Below are 18974 nucleotides of genomic sequence, written 5' to 3'. Positions count from 1 at the left end.
CGCTATGGGTGAGTTTGAGCTGATCCGCAATTTCTTCGCCGCCGCGCCTTGTGCGCAGGGCGGCGAGGGCGTTGCCCTTGGGATCGGCGATGACTGCGCCTTGCTGGCTGTGCCCCTTGGGGAGCAGCTGGCGATTTCCACCGACACCCTCGTTGCCGGTGTGCATTTCGCAGATCCCTGCGACCCGTTTTTGCTCGGTCAGCGCTCGCTGGCTGTAGCGGTCAGCGACCTGGCCGCCATGGGCGCCACTCCCGTTGCCTTTACCCTTGCCCTGACCTTGCCGACGGTGACCGCCGATTGGCTGGATGCCTACGCCCGTGGTTTGAATGTGATGGCCCAAAGCTGTGGGGTGGCGCTGGTCGGCGGCGACACCACCCGTGGGCCGCTGAGTTTGACCATGACCGTGTTTGGCCGTGTGCCGGCCGGTCAGGCGTTGACTCGCAGCGGTGCGCAGCCGGGTGACTGGCTGTGCGTCGGCGGTGAGCTGGGCAATGCGGCTGGTGCCTTGCCGCTGGTGCTAGGCCAACGGACCGCGGACGAGGCCATCGCCGATCCGCTGCTGCGCCATTACTGGTCGCCGCAACCGCAGCTGGCCCTCGGTCAGGCATTGCGCGGCAAAGCCAGTGCGGCACTCGATATCTCTGATGGGCTACTTGCTGATTGCGGGCACATAGCGCTCGCGTCGAAGGTCGGCATTCAGGTTGAGCGGAGTAAGCTGCCGGTATCGCAAGCGCTGGTGACCTTCCTCGGTCAGACAGGCGCCGAAGACGCCGCCCTGAGCGGTGGCGATGACTACGTGCTGGCGTTCACCTTGCCGCCCGTCGAATTGCCCAAACTGCTGGCGGACGGCTGGCCGATCCATGTAGTCGGCCGGGTCGTGAGCGGGCAGGGCGTTGTACTGCTGGACGCCGATGGACACGACATCACCCCGCAAACCCGGGGCTATCAACATTTTCGGGAGACACCGTGACAGATCATCCCAAACAGGTCCCGGCGGAATTCGTACCGCCTTCAGTCTGGCGCAATCCGTGGCATTTCCTGGCGTTCGGCTTCGGCTCGGGCACCTTGCCAAAGGCTCCCGGCACCTGGGGTTCATTAGTTGCGCTACCCTTTATCCCGTTGTGGCAGATGTTGCCGGACTGGGGTTACTGGCTGATGCTCGGCATCACCATGCTGTTCGGCTTCTGGCTGTGCGGCAAAGTGGCCGACGATTTGCGGGTACACGACCACGAAGGCATCGTCTGGGACGAGATGGTCGGGATGTGGATCACCCTGTGGCTGGTACCGGAAGGTTGGTATTGGTTGCTGGCGGGATTCCTGATGTTCCGCTTCTTCGACATCCTCAAGCCGTGGCCGATTCGCTGGATCGACCGCCATGTGCATGGCGGCGTCGGGATCATGCTCGACGACGTGTTGGCCGGGGTCTTTGCGTGGCTGGGAATGCAGGGCCTGGTGTGGTTTTTCGCCTGAGTGGTGAAGCAGGGGACTAGGGATGGCTCGACGCTGGTTGATGGTGGTTTTTGCACTGTTTTGCTCCCTCGCCCAGGCGGGGGATGCCGCGCCGACGCCGTCCGTGATTCATCTGGCCAGCGAAGACTGGGAAGACTACACCGCCGCTGACGGTCATGGCCTGGGCTGGGACGTGTTGCGCGCCATCTTCGAGCCCGCCGGGGTCAAACTGGATATCCGCACCGAACCCTACACCCGCGCCGTTGGCCTGGCCCAGCGCGGCGAAGTGGACGCCTGCGTCGGCGCCTATCGCAATGAAACCAGTGACGTGCTCTATCCGCACTGGAACTTCGACACCGATCACATCTATGCCCTGGGCTTGGCGAGCAACCCGCCACCAACCCCGGACACCCTCGGCAACTATCGACTGGCCTGGGTGCGCGGCTACAAGTATCAGGATTACCTGCCCAACGTGCAGCGTTATAACGAAGTGGTGCGGCGCACCGGAATCCTGTCGATGCTGACCCACAACCGCGCCGACTATTACATCGATGCCCTGACCGAAATCAATTACTTGGTCGCTCGAGCCAAGGATCCGTCGCAATTTCGCCGAACCCATATCGCCGAGTTGCCGCTGTTCCTGTGCTTTGCCGATAACCCCAAGGGGCGTGCGTTGATGGCGTTGTTCGACCAGCGCATGGAGTCTCTGGTGAAAAGCGGCCAGTTGAAGCCGATCTTTGCCAAGTGGAAGCAGCCGTATCCGTTTAGTACAGACTGAACACGAATCCATTGGCAGATAAAAATCCCCTGTGGGAGCGAGCCTGCTCGCGAATGCGGTGGCTCAGTCACACAGATGTTGAATGTGCCGACGCTTTCGCGAGCAGGCTCGCTCCCACAGGAGAATGCCGTTGTTGACGCAGTGATCAAACTTTTTGATCGTTATGCCCCATAATTCAGCCTAAGCGTCTGAAGAAAGCTGCTGTTACAATGCGGCCTCTGCGAAACTCCAGTACTTATTGATCAGGAGCACACCGGTGCCTGTCGTTTTTGTCGCCGCTTCGAAGCTGCCAACGCCTTTTGCGCAATTCACCATGCACGGCTTTCTCGATGAAGAGAACGGGCGTGAGCATGTGGTGCTCAGCCTGGGCGACTTCGCCGATGGCGCCCCGGTTCTCGGCCGTTTGCACTCCGAATGCCTGACTGGCGACGCCTTGTTCAGCCAGCGCTGCGACTGTGGTTCGCAACTTGAAGCGGCATTGCAAGCCATCGCCCGTGAAGGCCGTGGCGTGTTGCTTTACCTGCGTCAGGAAGGCCGTGGCATAGGCCTGCTGAACAAAATCCGCGCCTACGAGTTGCAGGATGGCGGTGCCGATACCGTTGAAGCCAACGAGCGTCTGGGCTTTGCTGCCGACCAGCGTGACTACGCCATGTGCCTGCCGATGCTGCAGCACCTGGGCGTGAAATCCCTGCGACTGATGACCAACAACCCACGCAAGGTCAAAGCCTTGACCGACATGGGCATCGTGGTCGCCGAGCGCGTGCCGCTGCACACCGGCCACAACCCGCACAACAAACTCTACCTGGCGACCAAGGCCAGCAAGCTCGACCACATGATGGGCAACGAGCATCAGGGCGAGGCAGACCGGGCGTGACTCGCGGTCAGGTGCGGCGCCGACTGGCCTTCAACTGGTGGCAGTACCTGGCGCTGGCGTTAGTGCCGCTGTTCGTGATCAACGGCGTGTTTGGCCGGGGCGAGGCGATCTTGCCAGTGCTGGCGATGCCGCTGTTCATCGCCGGTGTGGCCTCGATGTTTGTCAGCCTGAAGTTTTTCAACGGCTACAAACACGCGCTGATTGCCACCCAGAAAGCCCTCGATACCCCTGACGAACCCGCCGCCTGGATTGCCCTGGCCGCCAAGCGCCGCACGGCGTTTCTTGTTGCTGGTCTACCGGCGTGGATCGGTGCGCTGGCCGTGTTCGTCGGCCTCGAAGCCGTGCCGCTGATGCTGCTGGCGCTATCGACTGCGGTGCTGTTCTACCTCTACCGTATCCCGCGTCAACTCGGCTGATGCTTCGCATCTGGCTGGCGGTTTTGCTGTTGGCCGTCAGCGGCTCGGCGGTTGCGGTCGAGCGGGTGGTCAGCCTCGCGCCGTCCCTTACTGAAATCGTTGTTGAACTGGGCTCCGCCGATTTATTGGTCGGAGTGCTGGATGCCGGTGAGCGTCCGGCCGAACTGAGGAATCTTCCGTCCGTTGGCCGCTATGGCCAGTTGGACATGGAACGATTGCTTAGTCTCAAACCCAATCTGTTGTTGCTCTGGCCCGGCAGCGTCGGCTCGGCCCAGCGTGAACAGCTAAAACGCCTGAATATTCCCACCTACGTCGCTGAACCCCACAACCTCGAACAGCTCACTGCGCAGATAGAAGCCATCGCCACGCAACTCGGCCGGCCGGAGCGGGGCGTCACGTTGGCGGCTGACCTGCGGCAGAAACTGGGCAGCCTGCGCCAGCGCTATCACCGGGATCAGCCGTTACAGGTGTTCTATCAAGTCTGGGATCGACCGCTGTATACCGTGGGCGGTGGGCAGATCATCAGCGATGCGTTGGAAGTGTGTGGCGCGCGCAATGTGTTTGCCGACCTCACCTTGCCCGCACCCCAAGTCAGTGTCGAGGCAGTTTTACAGCGCAATCCCGAGGTGATTCTCGCCGGTGATCAGGCGCAGCTGGATGCCTGGAAGGCCTGGCCGCAAGTGACGGCAGTGGCTCGCGGGCAATTGTTGTTGGTGACGGATAAGGGCTTGGAACGGCCGAGTGGGCAGATGATCGAGGCGACGGCCAAACTGTGCCGAGTGATTGCGCCGGACCGCTGAGACCGAGGTGCGGCCTTCGCGGGCAAGCCTCGCTCCTACAGGGATCGGTGGCGCCCCTGTAGGAGCGAGGCTTGCCCGCGAAGAGGCCGGCCCAGGCGCCGTTAATCTGGGATCAGAACTCCGGGGTCCAGGTCACCCCAAACATCCACGCCCGTCCTTCCTCGCGATACCCATACTGACCACCGTCATAACTGTACAACGCCCGGCTATAGCCCTTGTCCAGCAGGTTATCGACCTTCAACTCCAGCTTCACTTCCCGATTCAACGCCCAACTGCTGCGCAGCCCAAGCAAGGCATAACCACCCAGCGGCTGTAGATTCTTCTCATCGTCATAGCTGCTGCTGACCGCTTGCCAACTGGCACCCAGCCCCAGCCGATCAAACTGTCGATCCAGATCCAGACTCAATGTGCGCCGCGCACGCCGGGCCAGGGTGTGACCGTTGTCGCGGTCCCGTGGATCGATGATCGCCACGCCGAGGTTGCTCTGCCAGCCGAACAGTTCCTGTTTCAGCGCGGCTTCGAAACCGTTGATGCGCGCTGAGGCGACGTTTTGCGGAAGGTTGTTACTGCCGACGATGATCGCGTCTTGCAGGTCCGTGCGGTACAGCGACGCTTCAAGTCGGCTGGTATCGGTTAGCTGGCTGCGCCATTGCAGCTCATAGCTTTTCGAAGTTTCAGGCTTGAGGTCCGGGTTGCTGTAATTCGGGTAATACAAGTCGTTGAAAGTCGGCGCGCGGAAGCCTTCGCTGTAGGTCAGCAATACGTCGTTGTCCGGGTTCAGCGGCAGGGTGAAGGTGCCGCTCCAGCTATTTTGGCCGCCGAACTGTTGGTTCTGGTCGCGGCGCAGGCCCAGTTCCGTGGAGAAACTGTCTGTCTGATAGCGATGCTGGATAAACGCGGCGCGGTTCCAGCGGCTGTCCTCGTCGAACGGCGTGCTGCTGTTGATCCGGTCTTCGTACCAGTCGCCGCCGAGGATCAGGCTGTTGCGATCATCAAGGGTCAGGTCGTTTTGCCAATTCACCGAATCGCGGTAGGTGTTGAACAGCGTGCGCTCGTCGCTGAGCTTGTCGAGGGTCTTCTCGCGGTTTTCGCTGTGGCCGAATTCAAGGCGGGTTTTCCAGGCATCGTTGATGCGCGCGTCGATGTAACTGCTGACGCTGCTGACGTCAAAATCGCTGTATGGCTGCTGCTGGAAGGATTCGAAGGTGTTCATGTCGAAGCGGCCGAACGGGTTGTCGAACTCGCTTTTGCCACGGTTATCCAACACGTTCGCACCGATTTCGATGTCATCGGTGAGGGCATGGCTCAGGCTCAAACTCACCGATTTATTGCGGTACTCATCGTGATCGCCATCGCTGGGATACGACTCGTGGGTGCGATTGATACCGGCCGTTTCATCAAGACTGGCGCCCAGGTTGAAGCGGGTTTTCTCATCACCACCGGACAGCCCAAGGCTACGTTCCCACGTCTGGTTGCTGCCAAACCCCACATGCAGCCGTGGTTGCAGGCCTTGTTCGCTGCCACGTCGAGTAAAAATCTGGATCACCCCGCCAATCGCATCGCTGCCATAAATCACCGACCGGGAGCCACGCAGCACTTCCACGCGCTCGACCTGTTCGATGTTCAGGTGCTGCAGGTTGCTGTCGCCGGACGTGGTGCTGCCGATACGCTGGCCGTCCACCAGCACCAGGCTCTGGGCCGATTTGGTGCCGCGAATGTAAATCCCCGGCAAACTGCCGCGCCCGCCGGTTTGCCCGACTTGCACGCCCGGCACACGGCGCAGAAGGTCGGTGACGCTGCTCGGTTGCAGGCGGTCGATGTCGTCGCGGGTGAACACGGTGTTGGCGGCGCTGCTGTCGTTGCGCGCTTCGACCTGGCGGTTGGCGCTGATCAACACGTCGGGGAGTTTGAGGGCTTGATCGCGTTCGAAAGTGTCGGCCAGGAGGTGGCCGGCTGGCAGCAAGGTCAGCGTCAGGGCGAGGTGGGAGAGATTCATGATGTATTCGTAAAAATCGAAAAAAAGCGCGGTCCCTGTAGGAGCGAGGCTTGCCCGCGAAAGCGTCTTAACAGGCAACAATGATGTTGAATGTTATGGCCTCTTCGCGGGCAAGCCTCGCTCCTACAGGGATAGGGAATTACTTGGCAAGCAGTTGCAGGCGCTCACGCACCGACGCTTCAATCCCGGCCTCGTCCAGCCCACACTCCGCCAGCATCTGCGCGGGCTTGGCGTGTTCGACATAGCTGTCCGGCAAGCCCAGGTGCAGCATCGACTTGAGGATGTTTTCCCGCGCCAGGAACTCGCTGACCGCGCCACCGGCGCCGCCCATGATCGCGTTCTCTTCGATGGTCACCAGCAATTCATGGCCGGCGGCAATTTCACGAACCAGTGCTTCGTCCAAAGGTTTGACGAAGCGCATATCAACCACGGTCGCATCCAGCGTCTCGGCGACTTTCAGCGCCTCGGCCAGTTGCACGCCGAACACCAGCAGGGCGACTTTGCTGCCCTGGCGGCGAACCACGCCCTTGCCGATTTCGATCGGTTGCAGGTCTTTCTCGATGGTTGCGTTCGGGCCATTGCCGCGCGGATAACGCACCGCCGCCGGGCCGTTGTACAGGTGGCCGGTGGTGAGCATTTTGCGCAGTTCGTTTTCGTCGCTCGGGGTCATCACAAGCATGCCGGGGATGCAGCGCAGGAACGACAGGTCGAAGCTGCCCGCGTGGGTCGGGCCGTCTTCGCCCACTAAACCTGCGCGGTCGATGGCGAACAGCACGTCGAGGTTTTGCACCGCGACGTCGTGGATCAGTTGGTCGTAACCGCGTTGCAGGAAGGTCGAATAGATCGCCACCACCGGTTTCGCGCCTTCGCAGGCCATGCCGGCGGCGAACGTGACGGCGTGCTGCTCGGCAATCGCCACGTCGAAGTAGCGCAGCGGGAAACGCTCGCTGAAGGCCACCAGATCGGAGCCTTCCTTCATCGCCGGGGTGATCCCGACCAGACGCGGATCGATCGCGGCCATGTCGCACAGCCATTCACCGAACACGCCGGAGTACTTCGGCCCGCCGGATTTCTTCGGCGCAGCGGCCGGCGCATCCACCGGTTCGAGTTTGGTGATGGCGTGGTAACCGATCGGGTCGACTTCCGCCGGGGCGAAGCCTTTGCCTTTCTTGGTGACCACGTGGAGGAATTGCGGGCCTTTGAGATCGCGCATGTTGCGCAGGGTGGCGATCAGGGTCGGCAGGTCGTGGCCGTCGATTGGGCCGATGTAGTTCCAGCCCAACTCTTCGAACAGCGTGCCCGGGACCAGCATACCCTTGGCGTATTCTTCGGTACGCCGGGCGATTTCCCAGGCGCCGGGCAGGCGCGACAGGACCTTTTTGCTGCCTTCGCGCATGCTCGCGTAAGTGCGGCTGGAGAGGATTTTCGCCAGGTAATTCGACAGCCCGCCAACGTTGCGCGAGATCGACATGTCGTTGTCGTTCAGGATCACCAACATGTTGGCGTTCACTTCCGGCGCGTGGTTCAGTGCCTCGAAGGCCATGCCGGCAGTCAGTGCGCCGTCGCCGATCACCGCAATTGCCTTGCGATCACTGTTCTGCAGGCGGGCGGCAATGGCCATGCCCAGCGCTGCGCTGATCGAGGTGCTGGAGTGGCCGACGCCAAAGGTGTCGTACTCGCTCTCGGAACGACGCGGGAAGGCTGCAACGCCGTCCTTCTGGCGCAAAGTGCCCATGCGCTCGCGTCGGCCGGTGAGGATTTTGTGCGGATAGGCCTGATGACCCACGTCCCACACCAACCGGTCGTCCGGGGTGTCGAACACGTAATGCAACGCGATGGTCAGCTCGATGACGCCCAGGCCGGCACCGAAATGCCCGCCGGTCTGACCGACCGTGTAGAGCAATTCCAGGCGCAATTCATCGGCCAGGGTTTCCAGCTCGGCTTCGCCTAACCGGCGCAGGCCGTCCGGCGTGTTGGCACGGTCGAGCAGGGGCGTGGTCGGGCGCTTGCGGGGAATCTCATGAAACGTCGTGGGCATCAGGCGAATCGTTATAGGTATAGAAGAGGCGGCAGTTTACCTGATGCATCGGCCCCTGCCCACGCGTTGCTCTTTTTTGGCGGATACGCTGTCAGCTGCGCCGTTCGACGATATAGCGGGCCAGATCGCGTAAAGGCTCGGCTGCCGCGTCAAACGGTCGCAGCGCATGCAGGGCCTGATCGCGCAATTCCAGGGCGTAGACCTTGGCCGCGTCGAGACCGAGCAGGGCCGGATAGGTCGGCTTGTCGCGAGCGATATCGGCGCCTTGGCGTTTGCCGAGGGTCTCGGTGTCACTTTCGACGTCGAGAATGTCGTCCTGGACCTGGAACGCCAGGCCGATGGCCTGTGCATAGGTCTGCAACGACTTCAGTTCGTCCTTCTCGGCCCGACCGCTGGCCAGGGCGCCAAGCTTGACGCTGACCTCGATCAACGCGCCGGTCTTGTGCCGATGCATGTATTCGAGGGCTTTCTGATCCAGCTTCAAGCCGACCGAGCCAAGGTCGATGGCTTGACCGCCGACCATGCCTGCCGGGCCTGCCGCCAACGCCAAAGCGCTGACCATTTGCAGACGAATCTCGGCATCCGACGTGCTCAGACGCGGATCGAGCAGGGCGCTGAAGGCCAGGCTCTGCAAGCCGTCACCGGCGAGGATCGCGCAGGCTTCATCGAATTTCTTGTGGGTTGTGGGCTGGCCGCGACGCAGATCGTCGTCGTCCATGGCCGGCAAATCGTCGTGCACCAGGGAATAGGCGTGGATTAGCTCCACCGCACACGCCGCACCGTTGGCCTGCTCAGCCTTGCCGCCCAACGCTTCGCACGCAGCGTAAGCCAGCAGCGGACGCACGCGCTTGCCGCCATTCATCACGCTGTAGCGCATGGCGTCATAAAGGCGAGCGAGCTCGGGGCTTGGCGGGGTGAACAGGGTGTCCAGTGCAGCGTTAACGCGGGCCTGGCTGGTCGCCGAATACGCTGCAATCATTCTGGCTGATCCGCGTCGAAGGGTTCCTCGGCCAGCTCGCCATCACGCTCGAGCAGCACTTGAACCTTTTGTTCAGCCTGGGCCAGCGCCGCCTGGCAATCGCGGGTCAGACCGATGCCTTGCTCGAAAGCCGTCAGCGAATCTTCCAGCGACAACTCGCCGTTCTCCAGTCGCTCCACCAGCGTTTGCAGGTCAGCGAGGGATTGTTCGAAATCCAGTGCAGCTTTTTTGCGGGCCATGGCGGCTATTTCCGGTTGACGTTAAACCGGCGCGACACTAGCAGACATGGGGGGTATGGGCAAATGAGCGGGGGTTTTGACGCAGCCTTTGTAGCCGCTGGCGAAGCCTGCGTTCGTTTTGTAGGAGCAAGGCTTGCCCGCGATAGCGACCTCAAGACCGCCATCGCGGGCAAGCCTTGCTCCTACAGGTCGAACGCAGGCTGCTACGGATCGTGTTGTGGCATCAATCAACGCCAGGATGGTTAATTGCGTAGCGCGTACTGCGCCCGCCCCCGGGAAGGCGTTTAAGGCAGCCCTTTTCCAGCAGTTCAGCCAGATGACGAGTGGCCGTCGCCTTGGACACCTTCGCCACAGCCTGATATTGCGCCGCGCTAATGCCCTCCTCGAACCCGCGTTCCCCGCCATCCAGCAAGCGATTCAGTACCTTGTTCTGTTCCGCGGTCAAACCTGACTCCCGATGCGCCTGCCAGAATCGCGCCTTGCCCAGTACGGATTCAATCCGGGTCATGGCTTGCTGCAGGCTGCGCAACAAGGTTTTCAGGAACCATTCCAGCCACTCGGTGATATCCGTCGTCGCCTTCTGGCTGGCTTCCAGCACTCGATAATAACCAGCGCGATCCTCAAGAATGCTCGCCGACATTGCATAGAAACGGATAGCCTGCGCTTCGCCTTGGGCCAGCGCCAAATCGGTGATGGTGCGCGTCAATCGCCCATTGCCGTCATCGAAAGGGTGCAAGGTGACAAACCAGAAGTGTGCAATGCCAGCCCGCAGCAATGGATCGAGCCCTTCCTGAGCTTGGCTGGCTTCAAACCAGACAAGGAACGTCTCCAGTTGTTGCTCAAGGCCAAGGCGAGGCGGGGCTTCGAAGTGAACGGTCGGCCTGTCGAGACGCCCTGAAACCACCTGCATCGGCTCATCACCGCGCAATGCGCCGACATGAATCGACCGCGCGGCGAGGTCCGATTCCTGATCCGGAAACAGCCACTCATGCCATTCCAGCAATCGCTCCAGCGTCAGAGGCTGCGCAAAATGCTGGGTGGCGTCGAGCAGCAACTGCGCCAGCCCTTCACTGCGTTGACTGACGTGATCGCCATCGAGTTGTTCCAGCCCCAAGCGTCGGGCCAGTGAGGAACGCACCGAGCCCACATTGAGGGTTTCGCCTTCAATAGCCGAAGAGGTCACGATGTTCTGCAACAGTGCATCCAGTTCGCTCTGGGCGCTGAGCGGAATGCCCACGGAACTGGCCATGCCCATCAACTGACCTTGGGCTTGGACACACTCGCGCAATAACGGCGCCAAGCGTTCGGCCTGCCAGTTGAAACTCGGCCAGTCGGGCTGTTGCCAGATCCAGTGAAGCGTCATGAATTCCGTTGCTCCGGGGTCAATGAGCCGAATAATAATCCTATTCGGCTCATTTCGTGAGCCGAATAACCGCGCTATTCGGCTCACACCTAACAATCATCGTGATTTTCGCCACAATTTAAGGTGTATCTGATTGTTAAAAAACTGCCGAATGGCTAACCTTCGCGCCTTCTACGACCCAATAGTCACGGGTCTTTCTGACGAAACACAGTTTTTGCATCTGTAACGCGCCGAGGATCGGGCGCAGGGTTTCGTTGTGCATGGCAGGAGGCGTCACATGCGTTGTTTTCTTTCACTGCTGACGATGCTGGTCTGGGCTACCGCAGCCTGGGCCGAGCCGACGGCCGAGTTGTCGGAGCCCGTGGGCGGCTGGCGCTATAACGGCTTGCTCGATCGCAGTGAAAACCCTCAAGTCGCTTATCCCACACCGCCTATCGACCGGGGCGTGCAGCGCAATCGCACGATGATCGAAGGCCAGCTCAAGGCTATCGGCACCCAGCGTGGGCCGCATACCTTGGCAGTCAACGGCAATCCGCTGAATCTGTACACCGACGACGAAGGGCGTTTTGCCCGGCCGTATGCGTTTGGCGCCGGCTCCAACAGCGTCGAAGTGCGCAGTGCCGAAGGCAAATCCCTCAAGCGTGTTCAATTCTATGAAGCCAACAACCTGCGCACCCCGGCGCGGATTCGCGTGGTGTTGGGTTGGGACGATCCGAAAGCCGAACTCGACCTGCACATCATTACCCCCGACGGCCAGCACGCGTTCTTCGCCCACACGGCGTTGACCAACGGCGGTGGCCTGGACCCGGACGGCGTCGATGGCCCCGGCCCGGAAATGTTCACCATGACCGCGCCGATGCACGGCACCTATCTGGTTTACGTGAACTATTGGGGCAACTTCGGCAGCGAAGGCTATAACTTCGATGAGACCAGCAACCAGAACGAGGTCATCACCTCGCAAATCAACCTGGTGCTCAACGAAAACACCGTCGACGAAAAACGCGAGACCTTCATCGTGCCCCTGCGGGCCATCGGTGACCTGTTGCTGGTCAAGACTTTCAACTATTAAACATCCCGCTCCACGGATGAACTGCTGAGCTTTGGGAACATGAGCGTGAACATGAGCGATAACACGATTTCACCAGCGGTTTCCCCGGCCGCCGAAACGCCTGCCGCCAAAACGCCGCGTCGCTGGCCAGCCGTGCTGATCGGGCTGTGCCTGGTGGCCGGTGTCGCGGGCGGGTTGGGCTGGTTCATGCACAAACCCAAGGTGCCGCTGGCGCAATTGGCCAGTGACAAACTGGGCATGAGCCGCCCGGACGGTCTGCTGGAAACCAATTCCTTGAGCCAATTGCCCAAGGACTTGCTGGCCGTGCCGTTCCTCAAGGAAACCCTGACCGAAGATTTCGTCTTCTATTACGAAGCTCACGCTGATCGTCTCGGCCTGATCGGCAGCTTGCGCCGGATCATTTACGAACATGACCTGAAGCTGCAGGACAGCCTGATCGAGCAGCTCTTCGATCAACCGGCGGACGTGGCGTTGTGGCGTGGGGCGGATGGTCGCCTCAAAGACTTCTTGTTGGTGATGGATCGCGGTGGCCTGGCCAAACTGCTGGAGCCGCTGGCCAAGGTCGCATTGGACGACACGCAACTGACTCAGGTCGGCACCGTGAAAGTCGGCGCCGACGACGTGGCGCTCTATCAACTGACCTACAACGCCACCAAAGCGCTGCTGTTCGCCTCCCACGGCGACAAACTGGTGGTGCTGTCCAACCCGACCAAGCTCTACGATGCGGAGACGAGTGCGGCTGAAGAGTCGGGCAGCGTTTCCACCAAGTCCATCGCCGCGCTGCTCAACGGCGACAAACTGTTCCCTGAAGCCTTCGGCCTGCAACCCCGGGCGCCTGAGGTGAAGCAACGCCTGTCGGTCAACGCCAGCGTGTTGGCCATGGGGTACCAGCGCTTTATTCCGAACTTCTCCGGCCTGCGTTTCGACATGGACGACAAGGGCTGGCACAGCTTCCTCGCCATGGACGAACTGGACAACCAACCGGACTTCGATTTCAAACCGATCTGGCAAGCCATGCCGATGGGCGCCAGTGCTTGCGTCGCCTTGCCGCTGGCGGCTGAGCAACAAAAACCGCTGCTGGTCAAACTCGGCGCCGAAGAAAAAGTCGCCCAGGCCCTGACCGACCACATGGCCGGCGCGGCGGGCCTTTGCTGGTACGCCGATTCGCGGCTGTACACGCCGCTGCTGGTGGCCAGCCTGAACGACAGTGACAGCGCCAAACTCGACGGTGATCTGGGTAACCTGTTCGGTTCGATGGTCGGTGCTTACGAAGGCAACGTCGAAGAGCACGCGTTCCCGGTCGTCGAGAAGAAGGAGGGCGAAAACCATCAGTGGCAGCGTCAGGTCAGCTCCAACTTCGGCCCGTACGCGGCCAAGGATGCCGAGAACCCGGACGCAATTACCGGCAAGGCGTTCATGAAAGTCAGCCTGGCCCGTCACGGTTCGACGCTGCTGTTTTCCCTCGACGATAAACTCGTGGACAAGGCCCTCGGCACCCTCGACAAACGCTTCCCACCGATGGCCGACGTGGTGCCGAAAGACCTGCTGATGCCGGTCTACTTCGGCCCGGATTCCATGGCGCAACTGATGCAACAGGAAACCCTCGACAGCCTGCCCCAGGACATGGAGCCGGTGTTCTACAACGCCGCGCAAACCTACCTGATCCCGAAACTGCGCAAGCTCGGCGGTTACGGCAAGTACGCGTTGACCCTGCCAAAAGGCAGCGAGCCCGACGGCCACTGGCAGTGGCTGCCGCTGGAGTGGAAAGCCCTGTGACAGCCCTTATCCGAGGCCTCGGCCTGCTGGCGATATTGCTGGGCAGTCGGGCGTTTGCCACTGAAGCCGCGCCGCTGGATGCGCAGCAATCCCAGGTGTTTCGCGCCTGGTTCGTGCGCATCGCCCAGGAACAACTGACCCAAGGCCCGAGCCCGCGCTGGTTTCAGCAGGACTGCGCGGGCCTGGTGCGTTTCGCCGCCAACGAAGCGCTGAAAGTCCATGACGACAAATGGCTGCGCAGCAATGGCCTGTCCAATCGCTACCTGCCGCCGGAACTGCAATTGAGCGAGGCCCAGCGCGGTCTCGCCCAGCAATGGCAGCAGGGCGGTGGCAAGGTCGGACCGTACGTCAACGCGATCAAGTTGATTCAGTTCAACAGCCATCTGGTCAGCCGCGACGTGTCCCAGGCACGGCCCGGCGATTTGATGTTTTTCGATCAGGGCGACGACCAGCACCTGATGATCTGGATGGGCCGCTACATCGCCTATCACACCGGCACCACCACCCCCACTGACAACGGCATGCGATCCGCGAGCCTGCAGCAACTCATGACATGGAAGGACACCCGATGGATACCCGACGCAGCCAACCCCAACTTCATCGGCGTCTATCGACTGAACTTTCTCTCCCAATGATCGGTGCCCGCATGCTGCGTTTACTGCCTCTGCTGTTGGTTTTAGTGCTGCCGTTTTCGGCGGTCAACGCCGAAGACACCGTCGAGCCAAGCGGCTACACGCCGGTGGCCGGTGAAAGCTTTTTCCTGCTGGCCGACAGCAGTTTCGCCGCCGATGAGCAGGCGATGGTGCGTCTCGAAGCACCGGGTCGTGACTATCGCCGGTTCCGCATGGAGCCTTATGGTGGCGCCGACATTCGCGTGTATCGCATCGACAAACCGCTGGATTTCCTCAAGCGTCAGAAGAACCTGCACCGCGTGGTCAGTGACGGCCAGTTCAAGGGCGAAGGCCTGTCGAACACCCTCGCGTACCTGTGGGACAACTGGTACCGCAAATCCCGTCGTGTGATGCAGCGGGCGTTTTCCTACGAGTCCCGGAAACAAGTCACCGAAGAAGTGCCGGAGCTGAAGATGGGCACCGCGATTGCGGCGCCAACGCCCTACGACGCTCAGCCCCAATTCGCACTGATTCCAGGCCTGCCGGTTGTCAGCCAATTCCGTTATCCGCTGTGGGAAGCCAAACCGATCCAGCCGCCCGCCGGCGTGAACCTGGCCGGTTCTTCCAGTGAATTCGTCAGCGTTGCGCCGGGCAATGTGTACATTCCGTTGGGTCACCTGAAACCGGGTCTGTACCTGGTGGAAGCGCTGATCGGCAAGTACCGTGCGACCACCATGGTCTTCGTCTCCAATACCGTGGCCGTGAGCAAGATTGCCGGTGATGAACTGCTGGTGTGGGCCGCGCGCAAACACGAAGGCAGTTCGGTGCCGAAAGTGAATGTACTGTGGACCGATGGCCTGGGTGTGATGAGCAGCGGCGCGACCGATGCCGATGGCTTGCTGCGCCTGAAACACGTCAGCCCCGAGCGTTCGTTCGTGATTGGCGAGGATGAAGAGGGCGGGGTGTTTGTCTCCGAGAACTTCTATTACGACAGCGAAATCTACGACACCAAACTCTATGCCTTCACCGACCGGCCGCTGTACCGGCCGGGGGATTGGGTGTCGCTGAAAATCGTCGGTCGCGAGTTCAAGAACGCACGGGATTCGGTGGCGCCGACCGCTGCCGACGTCAACGTGACCGTGCTCGATGCCACGGGCACCGCGCTGCAATCGTTGGCGCTGAAACTGGATTCCAAGTCCGGCACCCAGGGCCGTTTCCAGTTGCCGGACAACGCGGTGGCGGGCGGTTATGAACTGCGCTTCAGCTACAAGGATCAGGCCTACAGCAGCGCCTTCCGCGTCGCCGAATACATCAAGCCGCACTTCGAAATCTCGCTGAACCTGGCCAAGCAGGACTACCGCACCGGCGAACCGGTGAAGGGCAGCCTTGTGCTGTTGTACCCGGACGGCAAACCGGTGGCCGACGCCAAATTGACCCTGAGCCTGCGCGCCCAGCAACTGTCGATGGTCGATAACGAGCTGCAATACCTCGGGCAATTCCCGGTGGAGCTGACCAGCACCGAACTGACCACCGACGCCAAGGGCAACGCGACCCTCGACCTGCCGGCCGCCGACAAACCGAGCCGCTACATGCTCACCGTGTTCGCCAGCGATGGTGCGGCGTATCGGGTCAAGACCACCAAGGAAATCCTCATTGACCGTGGTGCCGCCAGTTTCAGCCTGCGCGCCCCTCAACGCTTCAGTGCCGTGGGCGACAAAGTTGCGTTCAGCTATTTGAATGAAGGCGGTAGTGAGCAGAGCAAAGCGGTCACCCCGAGCAGCTACAGTTGGGTGCGTCTGGAAGACCAGACCACCGGCGACGGCAAGCTCACCGCGAAAGACAAAGGCTTCAGCGTGGCGTTCGCGCGGCCGGGCACCTACAACCTGACGTTGAAGGATGACCATGGCCGCGTGGTCGGCGCGACCGGGCATTCGGTCACCGGCGAGGGCGTCAAAGCCGTGCCGGGCACCGTGGAAATCGTTCTCGACAAACCCGAGTACAAGGCCGGCGACGAAGCCATGGCCCTGATCACCTTCCCGGAACCGGTCAGCGATGCGCTGCTGTCCCTGGAGCGGGACAAGGTCGAGGCCACGGCGTTGCTGTCCAAGGGCAGCGACTGGCTGAAGATGGAAAAACTCAGCGACACCCAATACCGCGCACGCATTGCGGTGAAGGATAACTTCGCGCCGAACCTGACCTTCTCCGTGCTCTACACCAAGGGCGGTCAGTACAGCTTCCAGAACGCCGGCATCAAAGTAGTGGCGCCGCAAATCGACGTGGCGATTGCTACGGATAAAGAGTCGTACCAGCCGGGCGACACCGTGTCGGTGGATCTGACCACACAGTTCGCCGGCAAGCCGATTCCAGCGCACCTGACGGTCAGCGTCGTGGATGAAATGATCTACGCGCTGCAACCGGAAGTCGCGCCGACCATCGACCAGTTCTTCTACCACCCGCGCCGCAACAACGTACGCACCAGCGCCAGCCTGTCGTTCATCAGCTACGACGTGGCGTTGCCGGGCAGCCCTGGCGCGCCGGGCAAAGCCAACCGCAGCGAACGTGGCGTGAAAGTGCTGGAGCGGCCGCGTCGTGAAGATGTCGATACCGCCGCTTGGCAGCCGGAATTGATCACCGACGCCAACGGCAAAACCCGCTTCACCTTCAAGATGCCGGACTCGCTGACCCGCTGGCGCATCACCGCGCGGGCCATCGCCGATGACGGCCAGGTCGGGCAGAAGAAGCAATTCGTGCGCTCGGAAAAACCGCTGTACCTGAAGTGGAGCGGCCCGACCAAGTTCCGCAATGGCGACAAACCGGCCCTCGGCGTGTTTGCTTTCAGCCAGGCTGAAAAACCGGTCAAGGCAGAGCTGGTGATCCATTACGGCGGCGCCGATCAGCGCCTGCCAGTGACCCTGAACAGCGGCATCAACTACATCGCCCTGCCAGCATTTGCCTTGGCGAGTGGCGACTGGACCGCGGAGCTAGTACAGGACGGCAAGACCGCCGATGCCCTGGCCGTGCGCTTGACCGCGACCGGTGAAGGCTGGCAGGTGACGCAAAGCCAAGTGGTGGACGCGGTCAGTGGCGATACAGCGCTGACCTTGCCGGCGGACGCGACGGACATTCGCCTGCGTCTGGATGACAGCCCGCAAGCGTTGTTCCGCTCGGCCCTCGATGATTTGCTGAGCTATCCGTACGGCGGCGTCGAGCAGACCGCCAGTCGTTTGCTGCCGCTGAGCATCGCTTATCCATCGCTGTCGTCGAGCCCACAGATCCGCGATCGCCTGCGCCTGATTATGCAAAACAGCCGTTTGCGCCTGGTGCAAATGGCCGGACCATCGGCGAGCTTCACCTGGTGGGGCATGGACGGCGAGCCGGACGCGTTCCTCACCGCTTACGCTTATTACGCCGACTGGTACGCCAGCAAAGCGCTGGAACTGAGCTTGCCGCCGGAGCATTGGCAGCGGGTGTTGGAGGTCTATTCCAAGCAGGCGAAAAACACGCCGCTGTTGCAACGGGCGCTGATCCTGTCGTTCGCCAAGCAGATGCAATTGCCGGTGAACACCTTGCTCAGCGGTTTGATGGACGACCTGGCGAAGGCTGGCGACGGCAACGCAGCGAACCTGATGGACGATGGCGAAGACAGCCTGGTCATGAGCGATCCGGATTCGGCGCTGGGCCTGGCGGCGGCGCGTGCACTGACGGCTTCGTTGGCCAAGCAGTCCAAGGTCACGTTGCCGGATGCGTTCAATCGTCAATTGCCGGATGCGCAACAGCGTCTGGCCGTGAGTTCGCAGCCGTTTGCCGAAGCCTTGAACCTGTCGCTGCAAGCCTTCGATCAGGCTCACGCGCAACAGTTGTTGCAACGTCTGCTGCCACAGCAATCGACCCTCGAACGCGCTCTGGCCCTGAGCTGGTTGCAACACAGCATCGAACAGGCGTCGCCGACCATCGCCCTGGCACCGGGTGAAGGCTGGAAGAAAAACTACGGTAATTCCGGCGAGATGTACTGGACGTGGCAGGGTGCTACGCCGGTACCGGCAGCCTTGTCGTTGACCGGCACTCAGGAACGTCCGCTGCGTGCCGCGCTGAGCTACCAGACCAAGCAACCGGCCATCGACCCGATGGCGGTGACCATCACCCGTCGCCTGTCGCGTCTGGTGCCGGGTGACGAAGCCTTCGAATTCAAACTCGAAGCGGTCGGCACCAAACCGTTGTCCAGCGACAGTTTGTATCTGGACGAAGTGATCATCACCAGCAAAGCCGCGAAACCGCTGCGCTACGGCATGATCGAAGTGCCGCTGCCACCGGGCGCCGATGTCGAGCGCACCACTTGGGGTATCAAGTTGATGGGCAAGGCTGGCACCGAACCGACGGCGCTGGAAAAGGCGCGCTTCGAACCGGGTCAACTGGCTTACGCGATTCCGGTGGATGCCTTGAGCGGCGAATTGCGCGTACGGCATCTGGTGCGCTTCTCGCAGAAAGGCCAGTTCAACCTGCCGCCGGTGCGCTTCACTCAGGTCTATGCGCCACAGCACCAGGCCCAGGAACAGAAACCGGCGCTCGGCCAGGTCACGGTCAACTGA

General features: G+C 61.4%; 15 protein-coding genes. 10 read left to right on the top strand and 5 right to left on the bottom strand.

Going from position 1 to position 18974, the window contains the following annotated elements:
• Nucleotides 1–4: 4 nt before the first annotated feature.
• The 6 genes from thiL (at nt 5) to BK667_RS03270 (ending at nt 4317) form a co-directional block, all read left to right on the top strand.
• The gene (gene thiL, locus BK667_RS03295; protein ID WP_123509920.1) at nt 5–970 is read left to right on the top strand and encodes a thiamine-phosphate kinase; all 966 of its coding nucleotides are present in this window, start codon (nt 5–7) and stop codon (nt 968–970) included.
• Nucleotides 967–1470, top strand: coding sequence for a phosphatidylglycerophosphatase A family protein (locus BK667_RS03290; RefSeq protein WP_008153532.1), 504 nt, complete (start codon nt 967–969; stop codon nt 1468–1470). The genes thiL and BK667_RS03290 overlap by 4 nt, the downstream gene beginning before the upstream one ends.
• Nucleotides 1471–1492: 22 nt before the next feature.
• The gene (locus BK667_RS03285; protein WP_123596787.1) at nt 1493–2227 is read left to right on the top strand and encodes a substrate-binding periplasmic protein; all 735 of its coding nucleotides are present in this window, start codon (nt 1493–1495) and stop codon (nt 2225–2227) included.
• Between the two features lie 256 nt (nt 2228–2483).
• Nucleotides 2484–3101, top strand: coding sequence for a GTP cyclohydrolase II (gene ribA, locus BK667_RS03280; protein ID WP_054052350.1), 618 nt, complete (start codon nt 2484–2486; stop codon nt 3099–3101).
• Nucleotides 3098–3517: an MFS transporter gene (locus tag BK667_RS03275; RefSeq protein WP_123509918.1), complete on the top strand. Its 420-nt coding sequence runs from the start codon at nt 3098–3100 to the stop codon at nt 3515–3517. Before ribA ends, BK667_RS03275 begins: the two co-directional genes overlap by 4 nt.
• Nucleotides 3517–4317, top strand: a complete 801-nt coding sequence (locus tag BK667_RS03270) for a cobalamin-binding protein (RefSeq protein WP_123596786.1) — start codon at nt 3517–3519, stop codon at nt 4315–4317. The genes BK667_RS03275 and BK667_RS03270 overlap by 1 nt, the downstream gene beginning before the upstream one ends.
• 112 nt (nt 4318–4429) lie before the next feature.
• On the opposite strand, the gene BK667_RS03265 is transcribed toward BK667_RS03270, so the two are convergent.
• From BK667_RS03265 to BK667_RS03245, 5 genes are all read right to left on the bottom strand, one after another.
• Nucleotides 4430–6313 (bottom strand): TonB-dependent receptor domain-containing protein, encoded by a 1884-nt coding sequence (locus BK667_RS03265; RefSeq protein ID WP_123596785.1) that lies wholly within the window; start codon nt 6311–6313, stop codon nt 4430–4432.
• 139 nt (nt 6314–6452) lie between these two features.
• A complete protein-coding gene (gene dxs, locus BK667_RS03260; RefSeq protein ID WP_123596784.1) occupies nt 6453–8351 on the bottom strand; it encodes a 1-deoxy-D-xylulose-5-phosphate synthase in 1899 nt (632 codons plus the stop codon).
• 91 nt (nt 8352–8442) lie between these two features.
• On the bottom strand, nt 8443–9330 hold the full coding sequence (gene ispA / locus BK667_RS03255) for a (2E,6E)-farnesyl diphosphate synthase (protein WP_123509914.1): 888 nt from the start codon (nt 9328–9330) through the stop codon (nt 8443–8445).
• A complete protein-coding gene (locus tag BK667_RS03250; RefSeq protein ID WP_007894317.1) occupies nt 9327–9569 on the bottom strand; it encodes an exodeoxyribonuclease VII small subunit in 243 nt (80 codons plus the stop codon). Before BK667_RS03250 ends, ispA begins: the two co-directional genes overlap by 4 nt.
• A 223-nt stretch (nt 9570–9792) precedes the next feature.
• On the bottom strand, nt 9793–10932 hold the full coding sequence (locus BK667_RS03245; RefSeq protein ID WP_123596783.1) for a Fic family protein: 1140 nt from the start codon (nt 10930–10932) through the stop codon (nt 9793–9795).
• 277 nt (nt 10933–11209) lie between these two features.
• Here BK667_RS03245 and BK667_RS03240 point away from each other — a divergent pair, with 277 nt between their 5' ends.
• Genes BK667_RS03240 through BK667_RS03225 form a run of 4 tightly spaced genes read left to right on the top strand, consistent with a single transcriptional unit; the run spans nt 11210 to nt 18974 of the window.
• Nucleotides 11210–12001 carry a YfaP family protein gene (locus BK667_RS03240; protein ID WP_123509912.1) on the top strand — a complete coding sequence of 264 codons (792 nt, stop codon included), beginning with the start codon at nt 11210–11212 and terminating at the stop codon, nt 11999–12001.
• 51 nt (nt 12002–12052) lie between these two features.
• Nucleotides 12053–13777, top strand: coding sequence for a DUF2138 domain-containing protein (locus BK667_RS03235; protein WP_123596782.1), 1725 nt, complete (start codon nt 12053–12055; stop codon nt 13775–13777).
• A complete protein-coding gene (locus BK667_RS03230; RefSeq protein ID WP_185058168.1) occupies nt 13774–14412 on the top strand; it encodes a DUF1175 domain-containing protein in 639 nt (212 codons plus the stop codon). The genes BK667_RS03235 and BK667_RS03230 overlap by 4 nt, the downstream gene beginning before the upstream one ends.
• Nucleotides 14409–18974, top strand: coding sequence for an alpha-2-macroglobulin family protein (locus tag BK667_RS03225; RefSeq protein ID WP_123596780.1), 4566 nt, complete (start codon nt 14409–14411; stop codon nt 18972–18974). The genes BK667_RS03230 and BK667_RS03225 overlap by 4 nt, the downstream gene beginning before the upstream one ends.

The organism is Pseudomonas frederiksbergensis (genome assembly GCF_003732705.1).
Lineage (GTDB): Bacteria > Pseudomonadota > Gammaproteobacteria > Pseudomonadales > Pseudomonadaceae > Aquipseudomonas > Aquipseudomonas frederiksbergensis_F.
Note: the sequence above shows the minus strand (reverse complement) of the source record. Positions and strands in the feature narration are given on the sequence as shown.

Excerpts from the sequence above, each read along its gene's own strand:
- thiL (WP_123509920.1), top strand. The coding sequence starts at position 5 with ATGGGTGAGTTTGAGCTGATCCGCAATTTCTTCGCCGCCGCGCCTTGT.
- BK667_RS03285 (WP_123596787.1), top strand. The coding sequence starts at position 1,493 with ATGGCTCGACGCTGGTTGATGGTGGTTTTTGCACTGTTTTGCTCCCTC.
- BK667_RS03270 (WP_123596786.1), top strand. The coding sequence starts at position 3,517 with ATGCTTCGCATCTGGCTGGCGGTTTTGCTGTTGGCCGTCAGCGGCTCG.
- BK667_RS03265 (WP_123596785.1), bottom strand. The coding sequence starts at position 6,313 with ATGAATCTCTCCCACCTCGCCCTGACGCTGACCTTGCTGCCAGCCGGC.
- dxs (WP_123596784.1), bottom strand. The coding sequence starts at position 8,351 with ATGCCCACGACGTTTCATGAGATTCCCCGCAAGCGCCCGACCACGCCC.
- ispA (WP_123509914.1), bottom strand. The coding sequence starts at position 9,330 with ATGATTGCAGCGTATTCGGCGACCAGCCAGGCCCGCGTTAACGCTGCA.
- BK667_RS03250 (WP_007894317.1), bottom strand. The coding sequence starts at position 9,569 with ATGGCCCGCAAAAAAGCTGCACTGGATTTCGAACAATCCCTCGCTGAC.
- BK667_RS03245 (WP_123596783.1), bottom strand. The coding sequence starts at position 10,932 with ATGACGCTTCACTGGATCTGGCAACAGCCCGACTGGCCGAGTTTCAAC.
- BK667_RS03240 (WP_123509912.1), top strand. The coding sequence starts at position 11,210 with ATGCGTTGTTTTCTTTCACTGCTGACGATGCTGGTCTGGGCTACCGCA.
- BK667_RS03235 (WP_123596782.1), top strand. The coding sequence starts at position 12,053 with ATGAGCGATAACACGATTTCACCAGCGGTTTCCCCGGCCGCCGAAACG.
- BK667_RS03225 (WP_123596780.1), top strand. The coding sequence starts at position 14,409 with ATGATCGGTGCCCGCATGCTGCGTTTACTGCCTCTGCTGTTGGTTTTA.